Below are 24,882 nucleotides of genomic sequence, written 5' to 3' on the forward strand. Positions count from 1 at the left end.
GGGTGGAGCACTGTCCGAACGGGACCAAGCTTACCGCTTGCGGCGCACCAGGACCAGAGCCAGCAGGCCGAGGAGCATCAGACCCGTGGTCGCACCCGCCGCCGTGTTGCCACCCACGGAGCAGCCGCCCTGGGACTCACCCGCCGCCACCACCGTCATGACGTACTGGTTCGCCTTCGGGAAGGCCGCGTTCACCGTGTCCGCGAAGACCATCTCGCCCACGAGGCGAATCTTGTACTCACCCGGCTTGTCCGGGGTGAAGGTCGCGACGTTCCCCTTCAGGTAGAAGTACTCGTAGGGGCTCGACTGACGGACCGTACCCTGGGGGTTCTCGACCGTCGCGGTGGAGCCGGCCGGCTTCGACTCGACGATCCACTTGTAGCGGATGGCCGTGTCGGCGCGGTTCGCGAAGAGGCGGAGGCGAAGCGGGTCGCCCGTGTTCACCTTCGAGTCCGGCGAGTAGAGCTTGAAGGTCGTGGTCGGGTCGAGGCAGTTCTGCTCGTCGCGGCCCACGGTGTAGCAGAACCGGTTGTCGCAGGCGTCGCCCTTGCCGTCGCGGTCCGCGTCCACCTGGGCCGGGTTCGCCGTGGCGAGGCAGTTGTCCTTCGCGTTCACCACGCCGTCGTTGTCCTGGTCGGGGTCACACAGGTCGCCGATCCCGTCCTTGTCCGCGTCCTTCTGGTCCACGTTCCCGACCGCCGGGCAGTTGTCCTTGCTGTCGAGGATGTTGTCCTTGTCCTGGTCGGCGTCGCAGGCGTCGCCGTACAGGTTCGGGTCGGTGTTCTTCTGGTCCGGGTTGGCCACGAGCGGGCAGTTGTCCTTGACGTCGAGGACGCCGTCGTTGTCGTCGTCGGTGTCACAGGCGTCGCCGTTGCCGTCCTTGTCGCCGTCCATCTGCGCGATGTTGGAGACGAGCGGGCAGTTGTCGGCGGCGTTCAGCTTGCCGTCGTTGTCCTGGTCCGTGTCGCACTGATCGCCGATGCCGTCACCGTCGATGTCCGCTTGCTTCGGGTCCGCCGCCTTGGGGCAGGCGTCGCACGAGTCACCGATGCCGTCGCCGTCCGCGTCGGCCTGGCCCTTGTTGGCCACGAAGGGGCAGTTGTCGAAGTCGTCCTCGGCGCCGTCGGCGTCGAAGTCGTCCGCGTACTGATAGGTGTCGCCCTCGTCCGTGTTGTTGACGAGGATCGATCCGCCGCAGCCGCAGCCGCAGCCACCGCCCGAGGTGTCGGGGGTCCCGCACTTCCCGCCGCTACACTCGCCGCCCGCCGCATACGCCGTGCCCGAGGGCAGTACCAGCAGCCCAACTCCTGCGAGGGCTGCAACGACCAGAAGCTTCCGTACCATGGTGGCTCCTCCTTCTTGGTGAGTCAGACAGTGCATCCGTCGGGGGATTAATGCGAAGCGCGGGCCAACCCGGCCATGCCTCTCAAGTGCGCGAAATCCTGTAGGGCAGGGGGCCGAGCGCGGGCGTCGCGGGGGGGCGACGCCACGTCCGGTTGTAGAGTCTGCTCCACAGACTCTTGGGCGAACGGGGAGGCCTCGGGGAAAGAGCTAATGAAGGCAATGAGATAGCTGTGCACGGGGGTCGTAGAATGGACCCCCCACCTGCGGGGTGTGGCCTTCTGAGATGAGCTAAATATTGGATTTTGCAGAGGACGAAGGCCGGCCCGCCGGGGGGTGGTCACTGCTTCTTGACGACTTCCACCCGCAGGTCGTAGCGGCAGGTGGCGTCCGAGTAGATCTCCATCAGGTGGTCCCCGGGCTCGGTGACCGCGTGCTCGATCTCCAGGACCTGGTCGCGGCCCGCCTTCTCGAAGATGTCGCCGGTCAGCTTGTCCTTGGAGCTCTGGTAGCGGTACTGGTCCGCGCAGCCGGGCTCGAACCACGAGACGGTCGTTTCGGTGCCGGGGGAGAGCCGCTCCTCGAGGAAGACCAGCACCCGGATCACCCAGTCGCCGGGCGTGGTCTCCACGAGGAACTTGCGCGAGCCGGGGAAGTTCCCGCGGAGGTACTGCTCCTCGCGCAGCACGCAGCCGGCGTACTTGCCCTTGCACACCGGGTACACGCCGTCGCAGAGGAGCTCGTCGCGCCCGCTGATGAAGGAGGCCTCTGAGGTGGTGGGCAGGCAGCCTGCGAGGCCGAGGAGAGCGAAGGCGAGGGCGACCGGCCGCATCGTTCGCAGTGTACGGCAGCGGCTCCGTCGGGGCAAGCGAGCCGGGGTGCCACGAACAGCCCGCCGCGAGCACGCCGCCGCGTGGATCGCCGCTCGCCGAACGTCCGTCGAACGCCTTGACGCGACGACCGCACCCTCGGATGATCGACCCTCATGCGACGGCGCGTCTTCCTCCGCTACGCAGCGGGTCTCCCGCTCCTCGGGGTCGCAGGGTGCAAGCGACGGCCAGCGCCTCCTGCGCCCGGTCCGAAGTGCGCCCCGGTCTCCGCGGACGCGACGCCTGCGCCGCTCTCGCCCCACGAGCGGGGCACGCTCGAGGCCGTGTGCGCGCGGGTGCTGCCCACGGACGAGGAACCCGGCGCGACCGAGGCGGGCGTGACCGCGTACATCGAGTCGCAGCTCCAGGTGCCGCCGGCGAACAGCTTTCGGCACAACTTCAGCGTCGCGCTGAAGCGCATCGACGGCCTCGCCCGACGCCAGGGGCGCCCGTTCGCGGAGCTGGCTCCCGAGGCGCAGGACGGCGTGCTCCGGCAGTTCCAACGGCTCCGGCTCAGCCGCACGGCCACGGGAAGCCACTTCATGCGGGTGCTGGTGTCGCTGGTGCTCGAGGGATTTCTGAGCGACCCGGTCTACGGTGGAAATCGCAATGAGGCGGGCTGGAAGGTGGTGCGCTTCGAACCCATGGAGCCGCGTCCGCGCTGCCCCTACCGGGGACGGGGATGACCGAGGCGCGCTGGGCCACGCCGCTCGGACCCGACGTGGCGCACGGGGGCGAGGTGGACGCCTGCGTGATCGGTAGCGGCGCCGGCGGTGCGCCCGTGGCGATGACCCTCGCCCGCGCCGGGTATCGGGTCGTGGTGCTCGAGAAGGGGCCGGCCTACGACGCGCGGGATTTCCTTCGCGACGAGCTTCGCACCTCGCGGCGGGACTTCTTCGTCCCGGCGGTGACCGAGGAGCCGCACGTCAAGGTCGAGGCCGACGGCCGCGCAAGGAAGACGAACGAGGCGTGGACCGCCAACTGCGTGGGCGGCGCGACCGTGCACTTCAGCGGGTTCACCTATCGGCTGCACCCCGAGGACCTTCGGCTGCGGTCGCTCCTCGGGCCCGTCGAGGGGAGCACGCTCACCGACTGGCCGATCACCTTCGAGGCGCTCGAGCCCTACTACGAGCGGGCCGAGGTGGAGCTCGGCATCTCGGGGGTCGCGGGAAGAAACCCCTTCGAGCGCCGGCGTCGTCCGTACCCGTTGCCGCCGCTCCCCGAAAACGGCATGGCCGAGCTCGTGGACCGCGCCTGCGCCGAGCTCGGACTCCACAGCTACCCGACCCCGCGCGCGCTCCTCTCCGAGGCCTGGCAGGGGCGGGCCGCGTGCCGGCGCACCTTCTTCTGCGGGAGCTACGGGTGCGAGACGGGGGCCAAGTCCTCGGCGCTCGCCGCGCTCTTGCCCAAGGCGCTCGCGACCGGTCGCTGCCAGATCCGGCCCCTGTGCATGGTGCACCGGCTCGAGACCGACGCCTCGGGCCGGGTGGTGGGGGTGCGCTACTTCGACCCGCAGGGACGCGAGCAGCGCCTGCGCGCGGCGGTGGTCGTCGTCGCGTGCTCGGCCGTGGAGTCGGCGCGGCTGCTGCTCCTCTCCCGGGGGGCGGCCCATCGCGAGGGCCTCTCCAACGAGACGGGACTCGTCGGGCGGAACCTGATGTTCGCTGGGTTCGGCGGCGGCGAGGCCGAGTTTCGTCGCGACGACCCGCGCATCTCGGCCATCGACTGGCGCGAGCCGTTCGTCAACCGCTCGTTTCAGGACCTCTACGTGCTCGACCGGGGGACCGACCGACCCCGCAAGGGGGGCACGGTGGGTTTCCTCCTGCCGCACTACAATCCGATCCACGCCGCGGAGCAGCTCGCCGTGCTCGGCCGGGCGGAGCCTCTGTGGGGCAAGGCGCTCAAGGACGCGCTCCGGCGGCGCGCCCGAGAGATCCGGGCGCTCGAGTTCGAGGTCTTTTCCGAGACGCTCCCGACGGCCGGGTCGCGGGTCACCCTCGATCCGGAGGTCAAGGACCGCCGAGGTCTGCCCGTGGCGCGCTTCGAGGTGCGGCAGCACGCGATGGACCGCGAGGTGAACTCGGTGCTGGTCGACCGCGCCGTGGGGGTGCTGAAGGCGATGAAGGCGAGCGACGTGCGGGTCAGCGCGCGCGGGCGCCAGACCTACTTCCTGCAGGGCGGCACCTGCCGTTTCGGCGCGGAACCGGAGAGCTCGGTGCTGGACGTGGATTGCCGCTCGCGCACCGCGCCGAACCTCTTCGTGACCGACGGCAGCTTCATGCCCACGAGCGGTGCCGTGCCGAACACGCTGACCATCGAGGCCAACGCGCTGCGCGTGGCGGACCGCATCGTTGCGCTCGGCGCGGCGCACGAGCTCTTTCGCCCGCGGCGGTGATTCAGGGGACGAAGACCTCGGCCGAGGCGGTCGGGCGTTCGGCGCTCAGGCCGCCCGTCACGAGGAGGAGTCCCGAGGGGAGGAGCGTGGCCGCGTGACCCGCGCGCGCCTCGCGGAGCCGGTAGCGGGGCAGGACGTTGAGGCCGGTCGCGCTGCCGAGCACCAGCTCCTCTACCAGGTCGACGGGCGATCCGGTGAGGCTCGACGCGAACCCGCCGACCACGAGCAAGCGGTCGTCGGCCAGGGCGGTCGTGGTGTGGGCCCAGCGCGGCAGCTTCAGCTCGCCGAGCTCGCGGCTCGTGGAGGCCGCGAGGTCCAGCCGCTCCACCGAGGCGGTGGCTTGCCCGCCCTTGGTGAGGCCGCCGACGACGAGCACGCCTCCGTCGGCGAGCCGCGTGGCCGTGGCGTACGCGCGCGGCACGCGGAGAGCGGGGCCGGCGCGCCACTGGGCCGCCCCCGGAGCCAGCGTTTCGGTCGTGGCGAGCGCGTCGCCCTTGTCGTCGAGGCCGCCGATGGCGACCACGGTTCCGTCGGCGAGCGCGACGGACGCGAAGGCGCGGCGAGCCTGCAAGAGCTGCGGAGCGGGGTTCACCTGACCCTGGTCGTAGGTCTCCACCGAGGAGAGCGTCCCCGCCGTCCCCTGGCCCCCCGCGACCAGGACGCGCTGGTCGCTGAGCACGGCGCCGTGGCCGAAGCGCGGCTGACGCAGCGGCGGACCCGGGTAGATCGTGCGGCTCGTCGCCTGGTAGACCTCGGTGGACGCGACGGGCACCTTACCTCCGAGGCCTCCCGCGATGAGCACGTTGCCGCTCGGCAGGAGGGTCGCGCTGTGGGCCACGCGTTCGCCGCGGAGGCAGCGCTGGTCGCTCCCGCCGCAGGTGGAGTCGTCGGCGCTGAGCGCGTTGCCATCTACCAGCGAGACGGTCCGCAGCCCGAGGGGGCGTTCGGCGTCCTCGGGACGCCACGCCGCGCCGGTCCCGCCCGCGATCAGCACCGAGCCGTCGCCGAGGAGATTCGCCGTGTGGAAGGCGCGCGCCTCTCGCATCCCGGTGGGGCGGCCGTCGTCGAAGCGCCGCGGCACGTGCGAGAAGGTGTCGATGAGTCCCACGAAGAGCGCCACGCGGTTGGCCCCCGGGCCGAGGGTGATCGGCACCGTGCGCCCTCTGCTGACCGGGTTCGATTCGGGTCCCAGCCCTTCCACCGTGACGACCTGCGACTCCCCCGTCGGGACGCCGTAGATCGTGCCGCCGCCGGCACGGAGCGGGAAGACCTCGGGGCCGGCGCGCCCGGCCGGGCCGTCCACGCGCACGCGCACGAAGGCGGCGATGCGGGACAGCGGGTCCTCGTCCGGCTCGCTCGAGACGAGGATCGAGACGCTGAGCTCGCCTACTCCCGCCGTGCAACCGGCCTGCGCCGTCGCGAGCGCCGCGAGCGCCACGGAGAGCGTCCAGGGTCGGGAGGCCCGCCGAGCCCGCGAGGGGCGTGCCGCGCGCCACACGGTCATCTCCCCACGGGCCACTTCACGCTCAGGTCGACGTGTTCGCGTCGCAGGGCGAGCGGCACGGCGATGGCGCACGCGGCGAGGGCGGCCCCTGCGGCCGCCCAGGTATACCAGCGACGGTACCAGCGCTTCTTGACCGGGAGCGGGGGGATGGGGGGCGGCAGCAGCGGTGGCTTCGTTGGGCGCACCGGTACGCTGAGCTCCACGGGGAAGCGGCGCTCGACCACGTCGCGCACCTTCCGGCCGAGCTCGCGCACTTGCTGGCGTCCGGCGCCCCGATCGGCCGTCTCGACCAGCGCGGATTCCACGTCGGTGTAGCGGCGGAGCTGGCTCTCGAAGAGCGCGGCCTTGATCATGAGCTGCCCCGCATCCGAGGACTGTTCGCCGCTGATCACCACGGCGAAGCGTGACCGGGCGATTGCCGTGAGGCGCTGGAGCTCGTCAGCCGAGGGGGGCGGCCGAGGAGGAAGGCCCTGGGAGGCCTCCGAGAAGGCGGCGCGAACCTGCGGGCTATAGTACGGCCCGAGCTTCAAGAGGCCGTCGTGGTGGAGCGCGGCCACGAAGTCTCGCCGCGCGAGGTCTGGCCGGGCGCTCTGCACGGCGGCCACCGCGCGCAGGACGTAGGCCTGGGCCAGCTCAGTGGGCTCGTAGTAGCGGACGAACCCCCCCTCCAGGGTGGTCAGGGCACGACTGAGGAGCTCGCGGGCTCGTTCGTTGTCGAGAGAGACCACGGCGGCGCGCCCCTGTTCGACGAGCGCTCGTCCTCGCGAGAGCACCTTGCCGTGCTCGTCGTGCTGCCGGAGCAGCGGCATGAGCGCGGAGAGTGGGAGGAGCCGGAAGCGAGAGGTCCGGCCGAGCTCCTGGTGGAGCGGCCCGAGGAGCCCGGGGACGTTCGTGAGGGTGGTGATCTGGACGACGGGCGGTGGGTCCGCGCCGCGTGCGATGGTCGACCAGAGCAGGATCGACGGGACCAGCCACAGCCGGTAGCGCGGAAGGCTCACGCAGGCCTCGAACATGGTCACACGAACCGCGGTCCATCCTCCTCGGCGGCGGTCACTCCTTGTGGCACTTGCCGTTCAGCCGGAGCCCCGTGGGTTTGCACTGCACGGCGGGAGCTCCGCCGGCGTCCTGCCGCGTCGGCGGCCCTCCATCGGCCGCCGCCACGCCAGCGTCCTTGCTCTTCACGACCCCTTCGGCGCACACGACCAGCTTGAAGTCCGGAAAGTTCTTCGCGTTGGACTTCACGTGGAGCTCGACGTCGTCCTTGCCGGGGGCGGTCGGCTTGTAGCTCACCCGCACCACGGAGTCCTTGCCGGGGTCGACGGCCTTCTCGGCCACCTCTCCCTCGGTGTAGAAGCAACGGTCGTCGCCGTAGACCACCACCTTCGAGATCTCGAGCTTGGGGCCCGAGGTGGCGCAGTTCGTGAGGAGGAACGACACCTCGCCGGGAGCCTCGGCGGGATCCACGGGGTAGCGCACGTTGCGTCCGCCCACGTCGGGGCAGATCTGCGGCTCCGCGCAGTCGTACTCCTTGTACTTGGCCACCTGATCCGTCGCGCTGACCCCTTCGAAGGCCTCCACGCCGATGCCCTTGGGCGGGCACTTCTTCTTCTCCGGGTCCGACGAGCAGGCGCCCGCCGCGAGCGTGACGAAGCCGAGAGCGAGGACCAACCGATACGTAGGTGCGTGCATGCTATCTCCAGGGTCGCGACTAGTCCCCAGCCAGCTCGAGTCCGTGCTTGCTGAGGAGCATATATAGATATTTGCGGTCGATCTGGGCTTCGCGAGCGGCCCGGGCCACCTTGTGGTCGTTTCGCGCCATCAGGCGCTTGAGGTACTCGCGTTCGAAGCGCTCGATGAGGGCGTCCTTCGCGTCCTTGAAGGGCTTCATGTAGTCGGCCGTGAGCTTGAACTCCGAGTCCGGAGCCCCCGGCCCGCGCATCTCGGTGGGGAACGCCGTCGGGTCGAGCGCGTCGAAGCCCTCCAGGTACGAGGCGCGCTCGAGCAGGTTGCGGAGCTCGCGCACGTTGCCCGGGAAATGATAGGAGGTGAGGCGATCCCTCAGCGGCCGCGGCAGCCGGTCCCACCCGCTCTCGGGGGTCAGGAAGCGGTCGGCGAGGAGCGGAAGGTCCTCGAGTCGCTCGCGCAACGGCGGCAGCACGAGGGTGACGATCGACAGCCGGAAGTAAAGGTCCTCGCGAAATCGCCCCTCAGCGACCTCGCGTCGCAGGTCCTTCTTCGTGGCCGCCACGACGCGCAGCTCGAGCTTGATCGGCTTGTTGGACCCCACGCGGCAGATCTCGCGCTCGTCGAGCGCCCGGAGGAGCTTGGGCTGCACGTCGAGAGGCAGGTCGTCGAGCTCGTCGATGAAGAGCGTGCCGCCCTTGCACATCTCGAGCGCGCCCCGCCGCAGGGCCACCGCCCCGGTGAAGGAGCCCTTCTCGTGACCGAAGAGCTCGCTCTCGATCAGGTTCCGCGAGATCGCACCGCAGTCCACGGTGACGAGCGGCCCCCCCGAGCGCGGGCTACGGTCGTGGATCGCGCGGGCCACGGCCCCCTTGCCGGTCCCCGTCTCGCCGAGAATCAGGATCGTGGCGTCGGTCGGGGCGACGCGACCCAGCAGCGCGAAGATCTTGCGCATGGGCCCCGACTTGCCCACGAGGTTGCCGAACGTCGGCTCGCCCGAGGGCTCGATGGACAGCCCCTCGTGGACGGCCTTGAGCTTGAGCAGCACCTCGCCCACGCGGAGCTCCATCCCCGGGCGGATGAAGGCCTCGACGATGCGCGCGTTGTCGAGGAACGTGCCGTTCGTGCTGCCCAGGTCCCGGACGCGAAAGCCTTGCGGGCTGCGCTCGAGCAGCAGGTGGTTGCGCGAGACCGTGGCGTCGACCAGCACCACCTCGTTCTCGGGCCCCTTGCCGACGCGAACCTGCTCTCCGACCTCCCAGCTCTCTCCGGCCTGAGGTCCACGGACCACCTCCACGCGATAGCTCTGCACCGCGAGGGCGGGCGCGTCGAGGTCGCTGATGAGATGCGTGCCGTTGTGCATGGGTTGCGCGTTCGCCTACGGTGCCTTCTGCAGCTTCGCCCGGGCCAGGATCGCCGCGTCGTATTTCGGGTTCGCGGCGACCGCCGAGTTGAAGTGCGCCAGCGCCTTCTCCCGCTCTCCGCGCTCCGCGTAGATCTGTCCCAGATGGTAGTGCGCCTCGGCGAAGCGCGGGCGCAGCTTCACGACCTGCTGGTACGACGCGATGGCCTCCTCGACGCGACTCGAGTTGTAGAGGATAGTCGCACGATAGTAGTGGCCCAGCTCCTCGGTCGGCTCGAGCTTCACGGCCTGGTCGAGCTGGTCGAGCGCCTTCTTGAGGATCCCCATGCGGCCGTAGGCGAAACCGAGCGCGATGCGTACTCGCGCGTGCTTGGGGTTGATGCGCAGCGCCTGCTGGTACTCGCCGATCTCGAGGGAGGTCTTCTTCAGGCGGAAGTACACGTCCCCGATCTTGTAGTGGGCCTCGGCCGCCAGCGCGGCATCCGCGGACGCCGCCGACCGGTAGGCGGTGATGGCTTTCTCGAACTCGTTGCGCCCGTGGTAGACCTCGCCCAGCCGGAACTGCGCCCCCGCGTGCCGGGTATCGGCCGCCACGGCCGCCTCGTAGTGCATGATCGCCGTGGTCTGCTTGCCCATCGCGAAGAGCACCTCGGCGAGGGCGAAGTGCGCGTCCGCGTTCTTGGGTTCGATGCGCAGTGCCTCGTTGTACTGCTCGATGGCCTCCTTCGCGTTTCCCCCCGCGGCGAGGAGCTGGCCGAGCACCAGCCGCGCCTGCGCATCGGTGGGCTTGGCCCGGACGGCCACCTCGAGCTCTCGGATCGCACGGGCCGAATCCCCCTTCTGCGCGAGCGCGAGTCCCATCACGCGCCGGGCGTCGGCGTCACCCGGACGGAGCTCGATGGCGCGGGTCAGGGCGCCCTTGGCCTCGTTGATCTTGCCCGTGCGGAGGTACGCCTCGCCGAGGAGCTTGTGGGCTTCGGCCATGTTCGGATCGATGATCAGCACGTCCTTGAAGAGCCGGATGGCGTCGTTCCACCTGCGTAGCTGGAGCGACGCGACCCCCAGGTTGAGCATCGCCGAGGCGAAGCGGGGGTCCGCCTTGAGCGCCTGGTGGAAGGCGGCGAGCATGCCCTGGCGCTGGCCGAGGCGTCCGAGGGCGACCCCGAGGTTGTTGTAGGCCCTGGCGTAGTTCTTCTTGTGCTTGGTCGCCTGGCGGTACGCCGCGACGGCCTCGGCGAATCGGCCCATGCGGAAGTAGCAGACCCCCTTGTTGTAGTGGAGGTCGGCATCGGTGGGGGTGAGCGCGATCGCGCGGTCGTAGCTCGCGAGCGCCTCCTTGGAGTTGCCCGAGAAGAGGAGCAGGTTGGCCAGGTTGTTGTGCGCCGCGACGTACTTGGGATCGAGGGCCAGTGCGGCGCGATACTGCTTTTCCGCGCGGTCGCGATCCATCGAGTGCGCGTGCGCCTCGGCCAGGTAGAAGGCCGGCTCCGCGGAGTCGGGCTTCAGCTTGGCGGCCTCGGAGAAGGCGTAGACCGCCTCCTTGGGCAGTCCCTGACGGGAGTTCGTGATCCCGAGGTTGAGCCAGCCGAGGTACATCTTGGGCGCGAGGTCCGTCACCTTGAGGAACTGGGCCGCCGCGTCGCGTAGCCGGTTGCGGCGGAAGAAGGCCACCCCCAGCTCGAGTCGCGCCGCCGCGTCATCGGGCTTCTGGGCCACGACGAGGCGGAAGGCGGGGAGGGCCGTGTCCAGGTCCCCGAGGCGCAGCGAGACGCCGCCGAGCTGGCGCTGCACGGCGAGGTCCTGCGGGTTCTGTTCGGCCGCCTGCTTGAGCCGCTTCAGCTCCGCCTCGAGCTGGGTGCGGTTCTCGAGGTTTGTGGTCGGCAGCAGCGCGTCGGCACCCTCCTTCTCGGTGACGTCGCTCTCTTTGGGAACGGGGTCGCTGCCGCGCCCCTCCTGCGTGTACTTGGTCAGCTTGCCGCTGATGCCCTTGATCCCTTCCCACCGCTTGGCGGGGGGGGCGCCACCGGGCTTCTTGCCCACCTGCGCCGCGGTGGGGGCGGCGCCGAGGAGCACCAGCGCCAGCGTCCCCACGAAGGCCGGCCGCCAGCGCGGCGTCAAAGGACTGCTACGTTGCTCGCGCATCTCCATGCCTCGCGCCCTCGCCCCGGACATCAATCGATCCACAAGCCCGAGTCGTGATCACCCGTCTGGGCCGTGAAGCGCCGCCGCAGGGTCCACCAGCGGGTCTCCTTCCGGCGAGCTTCCTTGCGTAGCCGGGTCACCGCCTTGGTTCGCTTGTCGTAGACAGCCTTGAGCTCGTTGTACTGCTCCTGGAAGGTCACGACGGCGAAATCCTTGCCCCCGAGGAGGTCCTCGCGCTGGATCACCTGGGCCTTCGCGAGCTCCACGGCTCCGCGCGCCACGATGACCCCCAGCTCGTGGAGCGCGATGTTCGCCTTGGCCCACTTCTCCATGGCCTCCAGGTAGACGAGCCAGCCCTCCGCGACCTCCACGGCGGACCCGCGCCCGCGCTTCTCCGCCCGCTCGACGCCTTTCTCCGCCTCCTTCATCTTCTGCTTCAGCTCGGCGAGCTCGTCTCGGGCCTCGTCCATGCGATCCAGCGCGACCACGATCTCGTTCTCGGCGTCGTAGATCCAGAGCTGCCCCTGGCGCGACATGTCCTTCAGCTTGCCCTCGTCCACGGTGTGGGAGATGCGCGGACCGCCGCAGCCGGCGGCCAGGAAGGCGAAGAGGATCGCGGCGAGCGCGAGGTGCCGACAGGGCGTCATGGCGTTCCTCCCCCGCCTTGCTGGGCGGCGCCGGGCAGAAGGCCGGGGTCGTTCTCGCCGAGCCCCTGACGGCCTCTGGCCTTGGCGGCTTCCGCCTGGGCCTCGGATCGGTAGCCGAACTTCGCGAGGAGCGAGGCCCGATTCAGCCGCGCACGTGCGAAGCCGGAGTCCTCCTTCAGCGCCTTGGCGAAGAGCTCGAAGGCCGCCTGGTGCTCGCCGAGGCGCGCCGTGGCCACCCCGACGTAGTTTTCGAGCTCCGCCGTCTCGCGCAGCTCGAGGGCCTTGCCCAGGATGAGTCGGGCCATGTGCAGGTTGCCCGCGGCGAGGTAGAGCTTGCCGAGCTTCACCGTGGCGTCGAAGTCCTTCGGATTGGCCGCGAGTGCGCGCTGCAGCGGCGCTGCGCCTTGGGGCTCGACCAGGTTGACGGTCGGGAGCTCGAGGCCGGCCTGCGGGTCGCCCGCCGGCGCTTTGCCCGAGAGGCAGGCCTTGGCCGCCAGCGACATGACCTTCAGCTTCTTCGCGGTGGCGGCGCACTGCCGGATCGCCTCCTTGGCCTCGCTCTCGAGCGGGGCGGCCTGGCTGGCGAGCGCGGTGCGCACCTGATTCGCCGCCTCGGCGGGGAGCCCCGCCGGGAGCTGGAGGTTGCGCAGCGAAGCGGCCGCCATGGCCTCGACGTTGGCGAGACGCCCGAGCGCCGCGACGCTCCAGACCCCGCTGCCCATCTGCACCACCGCGCGGTAGAGGTTTCTCGTCTGGGTCAGGTGACCGATCTTGCTCTGGAGCGAAGGCCCGAGCTGGCTCAGGTCGCTGCTGAGCTGCACCTTCTCGAAGACCTTGTACGCGATCTCCGCGTGATAGAACTGCGAGGCTGCCGCGGCCTCCTGCGCGTCGCCGGAGCTGTCCTTGCCGAGGTTGATGGCGCGCGTCAGCGCGTCCTGCGCCTGGGCGTCGCTGCCCTGGCGGAAGAGCGAGTACCCGAGCAGATAATGAAGCTCCGCCGAGGAAGCGCCGGCGGCGGCGGCGCGCTGCAGGACGCCCGCGGCCGCGCTCCAGTCCCCGGCGAGCGTGTGGAGCCGCGCCACCTTCACGGCCATCTGGGCCTTCTCCTCGCTCGGGATCCCCGCGCGCAGGAGCACGTTAAGACTCCCCTCGGCCTTCGAGCGATCGCCAAGTCCCGCGCGGATGGTGGCGGCGGCCTTGTAGAGTTCGAGTCCCGCGGGGCCGCTCCTCCTTCGCGCGGCCGCCTCCAGGTACGCCACGCCCCGCGAGAACTGGAGCGAGTCCATCGCGATCTTGCCCATGGTGGCCAGCACGTCGGAGAGCTTGTCCGAGGCTGGGTAGGCCCGAATGAACTTGTCGCCCACCTCGAAGACCTTCTCCGGATCCTTCGCCCCGCGCGCGGTGACGAAGGCGTTCAGCAGCGCTTTCTCGCCGAGCGCGCCGCCGTACTTCTTCGCGATGCGCTCGAGCTGCTCCGTTCCCTCGCCCCCCTCGTCACCAGCGGCGAGCGTCTCGGTGCGGAGGAGCGAGTCCTCGGCGCCCTTGATGATCGCGGCCACTTCGCTCTTGAACTGGGAGTCGCCGAGGCTCGCGGTCTGCTGGAAGCCCTTGCCCGCCTCGATGAGCCCCTCGTAGTCCTCCTGCGTGCGGTACCCGTCGAGCACCAGGTGCGCTGCCACCGGCGCCTCCTTGCTGGTCGGGAACTGGTCGATGAGCGCGGTGAAGAGGCGCGTCGCCTCGTCGAACTCGCCCGCGTCGTAGTAGGTGCGTGCGATGTTGAACTTCACCTGCCCGATGTTCGGCTCGTTCGCGTAGCGCTTGACGTAGATGCGGCCCACGCGACGCAGCCCCGCTCGGCCCTGCACGACCTGCAATCGGCTGAGCTCGTGCTTGCCCGTGAGCGCCTCGAAGTACGCGACGGCGGCGGTGTAGACGGCGTCCTTGTGCTCCTTGCCGTTCATGTGCTCGGCGGCCTTCTCGTAGAACTGCCCGGCGGCCAGGTGGCGTTTGGCCGCGTAGAAAGACTCGGCCAGGTTCTGCCGCACCGCGGTCGCGTTCTTGTGCTTGTCGAAGAACGAGAGGTAGGCCTGGTAGGCGTGCGCAGCCGCGAGGTAGGTTTCGTCCTCCTTCTTCTGGTTCGCGAGGTCTTGCAGGCGCGTGGCGATGTCGCGGGTGTACTTCTCGAAGGTGTCGATGAGCTGCGTGCGCTCCTTGGCCGACAGCGCGTGGTTGTAGAAGCGTCGCCGGACCACGCGCACCAGCGCCTCCACGTCCTGCGCGCCGTGGTCGTAGATCTTGCCCTGGGTCACCGACTCGAAGAGTCGGTGCGCGTACTCGAGTGCGTCCTCCACGTCCCCCGTCATCGACAGGATCTCGCGGTAGACCTGCGCCGTGGCCTTCCAGTTCTGTTTAACGTAGTAGCGGTTGCCGAGCTTGTCGAGCGCGGCGAGGTAGGTGGTCTTCGAATCCGCGCGGTCGCGGAAGTACTCGAGCGACTTGTCCGGCTTGTGAACCTCCGTGTAGCAGTACACCGAGTCGACGAGCGCTTCGCGGCGGAGGTCGATCTTGGTCGTCCCTGCCTGGCTCTTGCCACCGGCCACGGCGACCCAGCGGCGCGCGGCGGCGATCGACCCCTCGAAGAGCTTGAGCGCGGCCTTGAAGTCGGCGCGGTTGACCTTGCACCAGGCCATCTTGTAGCGCGCCATCGCGTGGACGCGCGTCTCGGGCGAATCCAGCACCTGCTGGTAGTACTTCTCGGCCGAGTCGAGGTCCGCCTTGTCGAAGTGGTAGTCGCCCATCACGAGCAGCGCCTCGAGCCGGTACTCGCTCTTTTGGAACTTGTCGGCGAGCTCCTGGTAGGTCTTGAGCATCTCCTCGTACTCGGCGAGCTCGCGCATCTCGTGCCCCATGAAGAAGTAGACCTTGTCCGCGTCCACGTATTCGGGGAAGAGGGCGAGGAGCCGCCGCCAGGTGGCGATCGCCTGGTTCTTCAGCAGACGGGCCTGCAGCGAGACGACGCCGAGCGACTTGCTGCGCTGCTGCTCGTACGCGATCTGGTAGTGGTAGCGCGCCTCCTCGACGTAGAGCTCGGCCAGGCGGTTGTAGAGCTCCGGCGAGTAGCGCGCCCCGCGGGCCCGGGCGAGCAACGTCTTGGTGGTGCGGATGGCGAAACGGACCTTCCCGACGTCCCGCTTCAGCCGCTCGACCATGTTCTCGACGGAGACGCGGCGCACCGCCGGCCCGCACGCGGCGAGGGGGGACAGCGCGAGGAGCAGAGCCAGGAGGCCCAGGACTCGTCTTACTCTACGCATCGGTCCTCGATGTTGAACTTGTAGTTGGGGAGCTCGTCGGTCCAGTACTCGCCGCCGAAACGGTAGTAGATGCGCTCCGAGGAGACCGGCACCTTAGCCGCCTTCTTCTGACCGCGGGCGACGCCGGTGGTGTCCGCGACCCGCTGGAAGATGGCCTGGCCGACCTCGTACTCGAGGAGGTTGACCTGCTCCTCGGCGTTCAGCATCTCTTCGGCCACCTCGCGAGCCGAGACGTCGAGCGAGCGGTCGAGCTCGGCGCGGGCCTGCTCGTCCTTCCGGCGATAGAGCGTGTGCAGGTTCTTGAGCAGCCCGATCTTCCCCCACTCCTCCTCCTGGCGGTCGAGCTTGCGGATCTCCTCGCGCAGCGCGCGAGCGAAGAGGTGGAGCTTGCGCGACTGCACGCGCCGCAGCGCCGCCGCACGGACGCGACCGATGTCGCGCACCTCGTCGCCCTGGCGGATGTCGCGCAGGGTGTTGGCGTAGTGGATCCGGAAGCGCCGCGCCGCGATCTTGGCCGCGCGGAAGTGGCAGAAGCGGCGGTAGATGAGCCCCCGGAGGACGTACTTCTCCGGGGCGAAGAGGGCCTTGTAGACCGGGGCGTCGAGCGCGTAGAGGAGTCCCATCGCGCGGTGCGGGTCGCCCGCCTTGTACTTGGCCCACGCGCGCTCGAGGAGGATCTCCGAGCTGAGCTCCGTGTTCTTCGGGATCTGCCCGAGGGTCTCGTACGCGGCGCCGAAGCGCTTGTGCTCGTAGAGCAGGCGGGCCAGGGCGTGGAGGGCTTGGCCCCGGATCTGCCGCACCGGGAGCAGGCGCGCCGCGACGGCTCGGATCGCCCCGGCGCGGGCCTCGAAACGCGGGGCGCGGCGGTAGACCGGCATACCGCCGATCTCGACGTTGTAGGCAAAGGGCCGACCGAGCGATTCCTCGTCGGATTCCTTGGCTCGGTCGAGGAGGGCGCCCGTCTCGGCGGCCACGCGCGCCAGCCCGAGCATCGTCAGTTCGTCCTCCCAGCCCTTCGGGAGCTTGCCGTACTGCACGGCCAGCATGTTGTCGTCGTTGATGAGGGACTTGAGCGCGTACCCGAGCTTGCTGTCGCCCTCTCCCCGGCGACGCACCGCCTCGAGGGCCGAGCCGAGGTCGAGCGGCCCGAAGAGGCGCGCGAACGAGGTGACGGCGGCTTCCTTGCGCTGGTCGTCACTCGGGTGGAGCAGCCGTACCGACGCGACGTAGAGCGCCGCGAAGTAGTAGTAGCCCTGGCGGCCGATCTTGTTGAAGCGCTCACCGGCCCAGTCGTCGAGGCCGCGGTGGAGGTTGCTCACCCCCTGCCAGTAGTTCACGAAGTCGGCCAGGTCGTCGGGGAGGTCGCCGAAGTCCGTGTCGCCGACGAGATCCCGCAGGATCAGGCTCTCGTCGATCGGCCGCGAGAGGCTGAGCGCCTCGAGCGCGCGAATGGCGCGCGGGAGGAGCTCGGGCGTGCGCCGGTTGTTGGCGACCTGGAAGTAGTACTCCACGGCGCCATGATAGAAGCCGAGCTTCTCGAGCGACGCGGCGAGGAAGAACTGCGCGCTCTCGTACTTCTCGGCCGCTTCCTTGTTGGTGGCGATGTAGCGCCAGCAGAGGCGCGCCGCCCGAGCGTACTGCCGGGAGTCGAAGGCCTCCTTCGCCCGCGCGAAGAGGGCCGCTGCTTTCTGCGCCCGCGCCGGCGTAGGCGCGGCGACGAGCAGCGCGCCGAGGAGGAGCGCCGGGAGGAGGCGCAGCGCGAGGGTGGGCCTATTCCTCATGGGGCACCTCGTCGGCGAAGCCGAAGGTCAGGCTCAGCCCCAAAGACAGGTAGAGATGGTTCTTCACCGACTTGAAGTCGGGCAAGAAGAGGTAATCGCGGATGTCGAACCGCAGCGAGAAGTACTTGCCGAGGAAGAAGCGGAGCCCCACGCCGGCGTTGAAGCCGACGGGGATCGCCGCGGTGAAGAACCCGAGCGCCGGACCCACCTCGAAGAAGAGCTCCGTCGCGAGCAAGCGGTCGTTGGCCAGCGCCAGCTTGCCGTAGAGCGGCTTGAAGACGAAGTTCGACTGGAGCATGGCGTACAGCTGCCCCTCCTTCTCGGGCTGCACGTCGAAGGTCTCCTTCAGGTGCTTCTCGAGGCCGGTGTCGAGGTTGAAGGAGTAGGTGCCGCCGAGGATCTCCCAGGCGATGAGGTGGCTGAAGTGATAGGTGTAGGCGCCCTGGAGGGTCAGGCCCTTCGCGAAGGCGTCCATCGGCAGGACTCCGACGAGAAACGAGATCTCGTGGCTGCCCATTAGGTTTCGGCGCTCGATGGAGTAGAGCTCGCCCCCCTGCTCGCTGGTCACGTCGGCGGACGCGGGTGCGCTCGCCAGGAGGACGGCTGACAGCAGGATTGTCGCCGCGGCGGTCTTTCGCCCGATCATAGGTCGCTCCTGGTGGAGAGGGCGAGGCTCAGGGTGAGGGTGATCGGGTAGTAGAGCTCGCCCGCGGCGGCGACGATGTGCGAGCGGAAGTCGAAGCGGAGGGACCACCGCTCGCTCAGCCAGCCGCGAAACCCGAAGCCCGGAGCGCCCCCGAAGGCCATGCGCGGCCCCTGTCCTTGCGGCTCGGCTTCCGTGGCCTTCCCGCCGTCCATGCGCGAGACCACCGCGGCGGCGGAGAGGAAGACCTCGCCGTAGACCTGCTGGTTGTTGAGGAAGGCGAGCTTTCCGTAGAGCGGCTTGAAGAGCAGGCCGAGCTCCGCGTACCAGCGCACCTGGGCGAACTTGCTCGGCGGCTCGCCGAAGTTGTTCTCCAGCTTGTCGCGGAGCGAGGTCTTGAAGTTCTGGGAGTAGTAACCCCGCCCCTCGACGGCCCAGAGGTCCGTGATGTGCCACGCGTAGCCCCCCGACGCGGTAAGACCCTTGTAGAAGGCGTCGACGGGCAGCACTCCGATGCCGAGGTTGAACTCGTGCTCCATGCGGTAGCGCCGGTTCTGAACCGCCGGGAGCTTGTCGGTCTCCTCCCAGTCGGGATCCGTACCCTTGGCGAGCGTCGCGGTGGGAAGTGCGACGAGCGCTGCAACCACCGCCAGCGTGTGCGTCCGAAAGCGTTTAGCCATGCGCAAGCCCCGGTCTGCTAGAAGCCCTGGATGCGGAAGACGAACGGGTAGCGAACTTGTACCGAGCCCCCCTGGGGCTGGGGAAAGTGCCAGGTACGGATTTCACCCAAGATACACGAGGCCACCGCGGGGTTGGCCACGCTGGACGACACCATGCGCGCGGAGGACACGCTGCCCGAGGTGGAGATGACCCAATCGAAGACGACCTTTCCGGCTAGCCCCGGATTGTGGATGAGCTGGCGTTCGTAGCAGGCCTGGATGGCGGCCATGTGTTCGGCCACGACCTTCTGGATCGCCTCGCGCGAGAGGACGCCGCCCGTCGCAGAGATAGCGCGCGTCGGCGCCTTGCCGACCCGGCCGCGTACGCGCGTCCCGGTGCCGGCGATGGCCTTGATCGAGCCCACGTTCGACCCGCGCAGCAGCTGCGTTCCCACCTTCGTGTCGCGGCCGCCCGATCCGCCGAAGCCGCCGGAGAGTCGTACCGCGTTGCCGGGAAGCTTGCCGATCACCCCCGAGACCTTGAAGTCGGACGCCGTGCCGGAGGGGGCCCGCACCGCGGAGATGTTGCTGGCGAGCGACTTCAGGTCGGCGCGGCCGGGGCCGCCCGCGGGCTTGATGTTCTGCAGGGCCGAGAGCACGTTCCCGACCTGCTTCTGCTGCGCTGCCGCGCGCGCCCGCTCTTCCTTGCTCGGGCGGGGAGGGGAGGGCTCCCTCGGCTCCGGCTGCCGGACCACCTTCACTGGCTTCTTCGGCGTGTGCTTCGGCTGCTCGATCTTCTTCGGCTTCTCGGGCACCGTCTCGGGCGGCTGTTCGGGCTCCGGCTCCGGCTCGGGATCCGGCTTCTTCTCTTCCTCCGGCGGCTTCTCCATCTTCAGGTCTTTCATGTCGACCTGGGCGAAGCGCTCGGCGTCGTCCGCTACCTTCAGCTCCTCGCTGCTCGAGGAGGTGAACCCGAGGAGTACGAAGACTAGGAAGTGGAAGGCCAGGCTGCCGACGAAGGCCTGGACCCCCTGCAGACTGAAGTGCGGCTTGAACGGGGCCTGCGGAACGAGCGGTGGGCGAACGAACCGAACGAGGTAGCCCGCCTCGTCTCGGATCACCTGGGCGTAGTCCTTGTCCTGCAGCTCGACGGCGTAGAGCTCGTCCTTCTCGCTCACCAGATACTTGTCCACGCAGAGCTTCTTGATCGGCCGGGCCTTCCCGCCGCTCACCACCGTGCCCGAGAAGCCCTTCTGGAAGTAAAGCTGCGCGCGACCGTCGGGCTCCATCACCACCAGGGTGAAGTCGTCGTGGCCGACGGAGACGCCCTTGCCCGCCTCGGCGCGCATCAGGTCGAGGATGTCGCCGTCGCGGTAGCGAATGACCTCGACGATCTCCTCTCCCGCGGCCGAGAGCTGGGTCTTGAACCGCTCGCGCACGACGTTCTCGAGCAGCGAGAAGGGGGGCACCCAGGCCTCGTCCTCGTCCTCGTCGTCACCGAGGGCGCCGCCCGGTGGGGCCACGTCGGCGGGGGCCGGGCCGAGATCCAGCTCGGCCATAGTGTCCTGCCCGTGGTCCGAGGCCAGCTCCTCCTCGTCCTCCTCGGGGCGCGCGCGACCGAAAAGGCCCTTCTTACGCTTGGCCGCCGGCTCGTCCGTCTCGTCGGCTGGCGGTCGCGCGGCGGGGCGGGCCTTCTTGCCCGGACCCTCCCGGCGCGTGCGTGGATCCGCTGCGAACTCCTCTTCGGCCCCCTGGTCGCCTCGTGCAGCGCGCGTCCGCCCCTTGGGCTCGGCCGGGCGACCCCGGGCGGGCGCGTCGCTCTCACCGACGACGGCTGACGGGCTCTTCCGTCGCGCGGCGGGCGTGATGCGGGGAACCGTGGCCCCCGTGCGGGCCTCCTCGGGCTCGGGCGCTGCCCGGACGCGCGTCCGTCCCTCGTCGTCGCCCGCCTCCTGGAGGTCGGGGTGCAGCCCCCCTTGGGTGTCCGTCGCGCTGCGCTCGTGGCCGAAGCCGTGGTCCTCCTCCTCGGAGCCCATGAGCGCCAGCTTGATGCGGAAGGAGCCGATCGTGATCTCGTCGAACGAATTGATCTTGCGAACGTCGATGCGCTCGCCGTTCACGTACACGCCCGTCTTGCTCTTGTTGTCGGCGAGGACGACCGTGCCTCCCTCGACGCGCACGATGGCGTGCTTCTCCGAGATCCCCGGATCGCTGAGCTTCAGCGTCGCCCCCGAGCCGCGACCGATGACGATCGTTCGCTGCGTGAAGCAGCGCGAGCCGAGGAACCGGCTGCCCTTGAAGACGAAGACCTCGACCGCGCCCGCTTCGCGCTTGCTCATCGGCACCCGTGGGCTGTGCGCTCGTCTCGGGCGTCCCGGACGCGGGGGGCGAAAGGTAGAACGTGCATCAGTTCGACTCGTAGCTCGGATAGACGGTTCGCAGGATCTCCTTGCGGTAGTCCGTGCGCTCTTTGACCATGCTGCGGAGCTGGCTGCGTTTGCGGGCGAAGAGGTAGATCGCGCCCGACTTGGCCATCTGCCCCTGCACGAGGCGGCCGTCGAATTCCACGCGTGCGCCCCGCTGCAGCGCTCCAGCCGACGGAGGCGGCGCTGAAGCTTGGCCGCCTCCCTCCCCCCCCTCGCTGCCGCCGCCCGCCGCGGCGCCGTCCGCGCCCTCGGAGCCACCCTCGCTCGCGTCGGCGTCTCCCTTGGCTCCCCCCGCCTTGGCGCCGCCCTTCTTGGGCTTGCGCACCACCGGCGCCACCGTCGGACGCTTGCGGCGGCGGCGGGAGGCCACGAGCACCGGTCCCGACGGGGGGCTGAGGCGCGGCACCCCCTCGCGCACGTCCAAGCGCGGAGACGCGCTGGCCTCGAGCGCGCCGAGGCCCACCAGAACCATCACGGCTGCGAGGGTGATGGGCTTCAGCAGGCAGCGCGCGCCAGGGCGGTGGTCCACGAGGACTTCTGTGTGGGGAATGACGTTCATCGGTTATTTGGCTCTCCGCTGTACCGGCGACGCGAGCTCTGCTGCGCTCCGGACTTCGCACCGCTCCTCGGCCCCGTTTCCAATGCCTGGGTCGCACCACGCTGCAGCAAGGGGCGACGGCGAGCCCAGGGGGCAGTCGGCAAAGAGTGATGCGCCTCGAGAGGTTAACATGATCGCGATCCTGAGATCCAGTGCCGCCCCCCCCAACTCAATGGCCCACCGTCCTCGCCGGCCTACTGCGCCACCGCGAACTCGACCTGGCTCGAGCTCTTGAGCTGCACGCTGGTCTTCGCGTCGACCGCATCGACCTTGGCGCGCACGCGCTTCACCGTGACGAGGAAGATGTCCTGGGCCTTGAGCGGCGGGTCCCCGTTGCGGAACCATTCGAAGGCCCCCGCGTTGATGGCGTGCCGTCCGTCGTCCTGCACGAGGCACACGACCTTGTCCGTGATTGGGGAGTCTTTCACCCGCACCGTGATCTCCACGTGGTCTCCGTTCCCGGGGACCCACTGGAGCTTGAAGTCGGCTCCGCCCACCTGCGGCGGCGTCTTGAAGTCGGGGACCTCGAGCTCGATCGCCTCGGGGGGGCTCAGCGTCTGCTGATAGGTCGGAAAGAACCCCTTGTCGGCTTTCCCCGTCACCTTCGCGGTGAGCTCGCCGTTGAAGATCGCTTCGGGCACGGCCTCGGCCCCGTAGTTCCCCGCGCTGTTCCGCTTCAAGGCCACCGCCGCCGTGGGCGACGAGAGCTCCGCCCGGTCCACGTCGAGCGGCTGTTGGGGGCAGGGCTTGGAGAAGCCCGGCCGACAGGTTTCCTGCACCGCTCCGGTGAGCCCGAAGCAGGCCGGTGGAAACGCCATCCCCTCCGTCGTGCGCGAGACCCGGTAGCCCTGCGTGGTGTCCACGAGCCGCAGCGCCGCGGTGATGCTGCTCGGCGCGGCGCCGCCGAGGGTGCGCTGGCTCTCGAGCGTGAGCTGGCCCCGCAGGAGCGCCGCCTCGGGGAGCCCCGTGACGGTGCCCGTCTCCTCGTTGGTCCAGCTGCCGTAGCTTCCGCTTCCGGAACAGCCGAGGGCGACGAGCGCGATCGAGAGCAGGGGCCACCTGCGTTCGACACGCGGCCCGGTGCCCGCCTTGGGGTCGTGCATGAGGGTGCCTTTTCCGATCATTTCATTTCATTCGAACAGGACGAAGTCGTCGTCGGCGAACGACAGCTCTGCGGCCTTGGGGGTCCGCGATTCGGGGGGACCCTTGGTGTAGTTGAGTCGCACGCTCGCCACGCGAAAGATGCCGAAGCCGTCCTTCGCGTTCTTCGGCGCTTCGGCGAAGAAGATGAAGACGGTGTTGTTCCCCGTGGTCTTGAGCTCGGGGTCCTTCGCCGTGTCGAGCAAAGTGATGTTACGAACTCGAAACCGCAGGCAATTGCGTGGGGCGGCGCTGATCACGATCTTGTCGATCAGCTCCTTCGGCGGATACGAGGCCGGACCCTCGACCAGCACGGTGACGAAGTGCTCCTTGTTGGGCTTCGAGACGAGCTGGTAGCCCTCGTTGTTGTTCTTGCTGATGTCGACGGGCGGCCCGAAGTCCCCGCCGGGTCCCATGTCGGCCGGGCTGCGCCAGGAGAGCGTCGGGGGCGGGCCCGGGTTGAAGCGCAGGTACCCCACGCCGGGAGCCGACTGCGCCGAGACGTTCTTGAGCATGACCCCGGTGATCGTCGGGGGCTGGCTGTAGCTGTGCACCGTCTTGACCCCCTCGTCCACCTCCTCGTAGCGGTAGGCGAGGTCGAGCTGCCCCTGCGCGTCGTTCGAGCGTGGGTCCGTGTGGCCGCGAACCTCCTCGCGGTTCACCACCCCGTCGAAGTCGGCGTCGCGCAAGGGATCCACCTCGAGGTAGTTGGTCCCGGCCACGAACTCCACCTTGTCCGGGATCCCGTCCGCGTCGCTGTCGAACAGCGAATCCTCGGTGCCGAGGAGCCGCTCCTCGCAGGCGTTGAGCGAGTCCTTGTCCTTGTCCTCGTAGGTCTTCCAGCTCTTGCTCGTGCCGGGCTTGCACAGATCCTCTCCCGGCGTCTGCGTGGCGATGAGGTCGACGCATTCGACGGGGTCGTTGGGGACCAGCGGATCCGTCGAGAGCTTCACCTCCACGGCGTCGCCGAGCCCGTCGCCGTCGGTATCGCGGTCGCTCTGACAGAGCCCGATCTTCTGTTCCACCTCGTCGGGGAGCCCGTCCTGGTCCGAGTCGGCGTGGATCCCCTGCGCGTCGGTCATGACGTTGGCGTTCGTCACGACGAGCTCCTTGATCACGAGAGCGTCCCGACTGGTGTGCAGATCCACGTCCTTGAAGGTGATGGCGCTCGCCTGTCCGAACTGCGTGAATCCCCCGTCGCCGGCGAAGGCCATCTCGCTGAGCAGGCGCACCGTCCGCGCCTCGTCGGCGGCGGGGTCGTTGCAGGGCGGGAGGAACGGGTCCGGGGCCTGACGCTGCTCCTTGTCGGGGAGGTAGGTGGTGTGCAGCTGCAGCTGTGCGGCGCCGTTCTTCTTCGCGAAGTCGCGCAGCTCGCGCACGGTGGCGATGAGCTGCCGCTCCTCGCAGGAATCCGGGTGCCCTCCGGCGGGATAGACGCAGGCGAGCTGGCAGCTCTTCGCGCCGCCCAGCTTGGAGGCGTCGAGCCCGTGTTTCGCCGGGAGGTACCATTGCGTGAACGTGTCCGGGATGCCGACGGGCTGCCCCGACACGGGTGGCACCGTCGGGTTCCCGCTGAAGCTGTCGTCCTTGTCCTTGCACACGAAGTCGGTGTCGCAGAACTGCCGGTCGTCGCACTCGGGGTTGCACACCGGGAAGCACTGGGTGTCCTTGCACGTGGTGCTGGCCGGGCAGGTGACCTTGCAGCCGTCGCACTCGGTCCACGGGCAGCCCTGCCAGTTGTCCACGAGCGTCTCGGTCTGTTTGTCGCGGCACGCGCAGCGGCTCATCGCGGGGACGGGCGAGCCCCCCGAGAAGAGCACGAGCACGTAGGTCGTGCGGGCGACGAGCCCCGGATTCCCCGAGAGGATGTCCCCCGTGATGATGCTGTTGGCGAGGCTCATCGCGGCCCGCAGGTCGCGGCACCTTCCGGCGATGCAACCCGCGGCGGTACCGGCGCCCCCCGAGGATTGGACCGACGCCGCGGCGGAGCTCAGCTTCGACGAGTCGCGCGTGAATCCCTCGTCGATCAGATTTCGCGCCTTCGCGCCGAACGCGATGATGCCGAACGAGTAGTTCGGGTTCTTGCCCCACGTGGTGGTGATGTCGTCGACGGCCTTGCCGCGGAAGCCGCTCGGGTCGTTGGCGTCGGAGGCGAGCGACTGGCTGGTGTCGATCATGAAGAGGATCTTCACCGGGAAGTTCCTCTGCCGGGGATCGTCGCTGCACACGGTTCCGGAGACGGTGAGCTTGTTCGCCTGGTAGGGGTCTCGCTTCCATTGATAGAGGCCAGCGTCTGTGCACGCGCCGAGGAGGGCACTCGTCAGCGCCGTGGCCACGAGAAGGCCGACTACAGGCTTGCGATAGGTCATCGTCTCTGGGT

At 69.2% G+C, this 24,882-nt stretch carries 18 protein-coding genes; 2 read left to right on the top strand and 16 right to left on the bottom strand.

The features are described 5' to 3' along the window. Positions 1–30 precede the first annotated feature (30 nt). Both IT371_01195 and IT371_01200 read right to left on the bottom strand, forming a co-directional pair. Positions 31–1,380: a thrombospondin type 3 repeat-containing protein gene (locus tag IT371_01195; GenBank protein MCC6746241.1), complete on the bottom strand. Its 1,350-nt coding sequence runs from the start codon at positions 1,378–1,380 to the stop codon at positions 31–33. 301 nt (positions 1,381–1,681) lie between these two features. Then, a complete protein-coding gene (locus IT371_01200) occupies positions 1,682–2,173 on the bottom strand; it encodes a hypothetical protein (GenBank protein ID MCC6746242.1) in 492 nt (163 codons plus the stop codon). A gap of 153 nt (positions 2,174–2,326) precedes the next feature. On the opposite strand from IT371_01200, the gene IT371_01205 reads away from it, so the two are divergent. Together IT371_01205 and IT371_01210 are read left to right on the top strand one after the other, a co-directional pair. Then, complete coding sequence (locus tag IT371_01205; protein ID MCC6746243.1) at positions 2,327–2,896, top strand: gluconate 2-dehydrogenase subunit 3 family protein; 570 nt, start codon at positions 2,327–2,329, stop codon at positions 2,894–2,896. Next, complete coding sequence (locus tag IT371_01210) at positions 2,893–4,605, top strand: GMC family oxidoreductase (protein ID MCC6746244.1); 1,713 nt, start codon at positions 2,893–2,895, stop codon at positions 4,603–4,605. Before IT371_01205 ends, IT371_01210 begins: the two co-directional genes overlap by 4 nt. 1 nt (position 4,606) lies before the next feature. On the opposite strand, the gene IT371_01215 is transcribed toward IT371_01210, so the two are convergent. The 14 genes from IT371_01215 to IT371_01280 form a co-directional block, all read right to left on the bottom strand. Then, positions 4,607–6,109 carry a hypothetical protein gene (locus IT371_01215; GenBank protein ID MCC6746245.1) on the bottom strand — a complete coding sequence of 501 codons (1,503 nt, stop codon included), beginning with the start codon at positions 6,107–6,109 and terminating at the stop codon, positions 4,607–4,609. Further along, a complete protein-coding gene (locus tag IT371_01220; protein ID MCC6746246.1) occupies positions 6,106–7,122 on the bottom strand; it encodes a hypothetical protein in 1,017 nt (338 codons plus the stop codon). The genes IT371_01215 and IT371_01220 overlap by 4 nt, the downstream gene beginning before the upstream one ends. A 37-nt stretch (positions 7,123–7,159) precedes the next feature. Further along, positions 7,160–7,798, bottom strand: coding sequence for a hypothetical protein (locus IT371_01225; GenBank protein MCC6746247.1), 639 nt, complete (start codon positions 7,796–7,798; stop codon positions 7,160–7,162). Between the two features lie 19 nt (positions 7,799–7,817). Then, on the bottom strand, positions 7,818–9,155 hold the full coding sequence (locus IT371_01230; GenBank protein MCC6746248.1) for a sigma 54-dependent Fis family transcriptional regulator: 1,338 nt from the start codon (positions 9,153–9,155) through the stop codon (positions 7,818–7,820). A gap of 15 nt (positions 9,156–9,170) precedes the next feature. Beyond that, on the bottom strand, positions 9,171–11,297 hold the full coding sequence (locus IT371_01235; protein ID MCC6746249.1) for a tetratricopeptide repeat protein: 2,127 nt from the start codon (positions 11,295–11,297) through the stop codon (positions 9,171–9,173). 29 nt (positions 11,298–11,326) lie between these two features. After that, positions 11,327–11,944 (bottom strand): hypothetical protein, encoded by a 618-nt coding sequence (locus IT371_01240; GenBank protein ID MCC6746250.1) that lies wholly within the window; start codon positions 11,942–11,944, stop codon positions 11,327–11,329. After that, a complete protein-coding gene (locus IT371_01245) occupies positions 11,941–15,255 on the bottom strand; it encodes a tetratricopeptide repeat protein (protein ID MCC6746251.1) in 3,315 nt (1,104 codons plus the stop codon). The genes IT371_01240 and IT371_01245 overlap by 4 nt, the downstream gene beginning before the upstream one ends. After that, positions 15,243–17,036 carry a hypothetical protein gene (locus IT371_01250; protein MCC6746252.1) on the bottom strand — a complete coding sequence of 598 codons (1,794 nt, stop codon included), beginning with the start codon at positions 17,034–17,036 and terminating at the stop codon, positions 15,243–15,245. The genes IT371_01245 and IT371_01250 overlap by 13 nt, the downstream gene beginning before the upstream one ends. Then, positions 17,026–17,682: an outer membrane beta-barrel domain-containing protein gene (locus IT371_01255; GenBank protein ID MCC6746253.1), complete on the bottom strand. Its 657-nt coding sequence runs from the start codon at positions 17,680–17,682 to the stop codon at positions 17,026–17,028. The genes IT371_01250 and IT371_01255 overlap by 11 nt, the downstream gene beginning before the upstream one ends. Beyond that, on the bottom strand, positions 17,679–18,359 hold the full coding sequence (locus IT371_01260; protein MCC6746254.1) for an outer membrane beta-barrel domain-containing protein: 681 nt from the start codon (positions 18,357–18,359) through the stop codon (positions 17,679–17,681). The genes IT371_01255 and IT371_01260 overlap by 4 nt, the downstream gene beginning before the upstream one ends. A 17-nt stretch (positions 18,360–18,376) precedes the next feature. After that, complete coding sequence (locus tag IT371_01265) at positions 18,377–20,677, bottom strand: AgmX/PglI C-terminal domain-containing protein (GenBank protein MCC6746255.1); 2,301 nt, start codon at positions 20,675–20,677, stop codon at positions 18,377–18,379. Positions 20,678–20,744: 67 nt separating this feature from the next. Then, positions 20,745–21,323 (bottom strand): hypothetical protein, encoded by a 579-nt coding sequence (locus IT371_01270; protein ID MCC6746256.1) that lies wholly within the window; start codon positions 21,321–21,323, stop codon positions 20,745–20,747. A gap of 233 nt (positions 21,324–21,556) precedes the next feature. Then, on the bottom strand, positions 21,557–22,465 hold the full coding sequence (locus tag IT371_01275) for a hypothetical protein (GenBank protein ID MCC6746257.1): 909 nt from the start codon (positions 22,463–22,465) through the stop codon (positions 21,557–21,559). 27 nt (positions 22,466–22,492) lie between these two features. After that, a complete protein-coding gene (locus tag IT371_01280; GenBank protein ID MCC6746258.1) occupies positions 22,493–24,871 on the bottom strand; it encodes a VWA domain-containing protein in 2,379 nt (792 codons plus the stop codon). Between the last annotated feature and the right edge of the window lie 11 nt (positions 24,872–24,882).

The organism is Deltaproteobacteria bacterium, assembly GCA_020848905.1.
GTDB lineage: Bacteria > Myxococcota_A > Polyangia.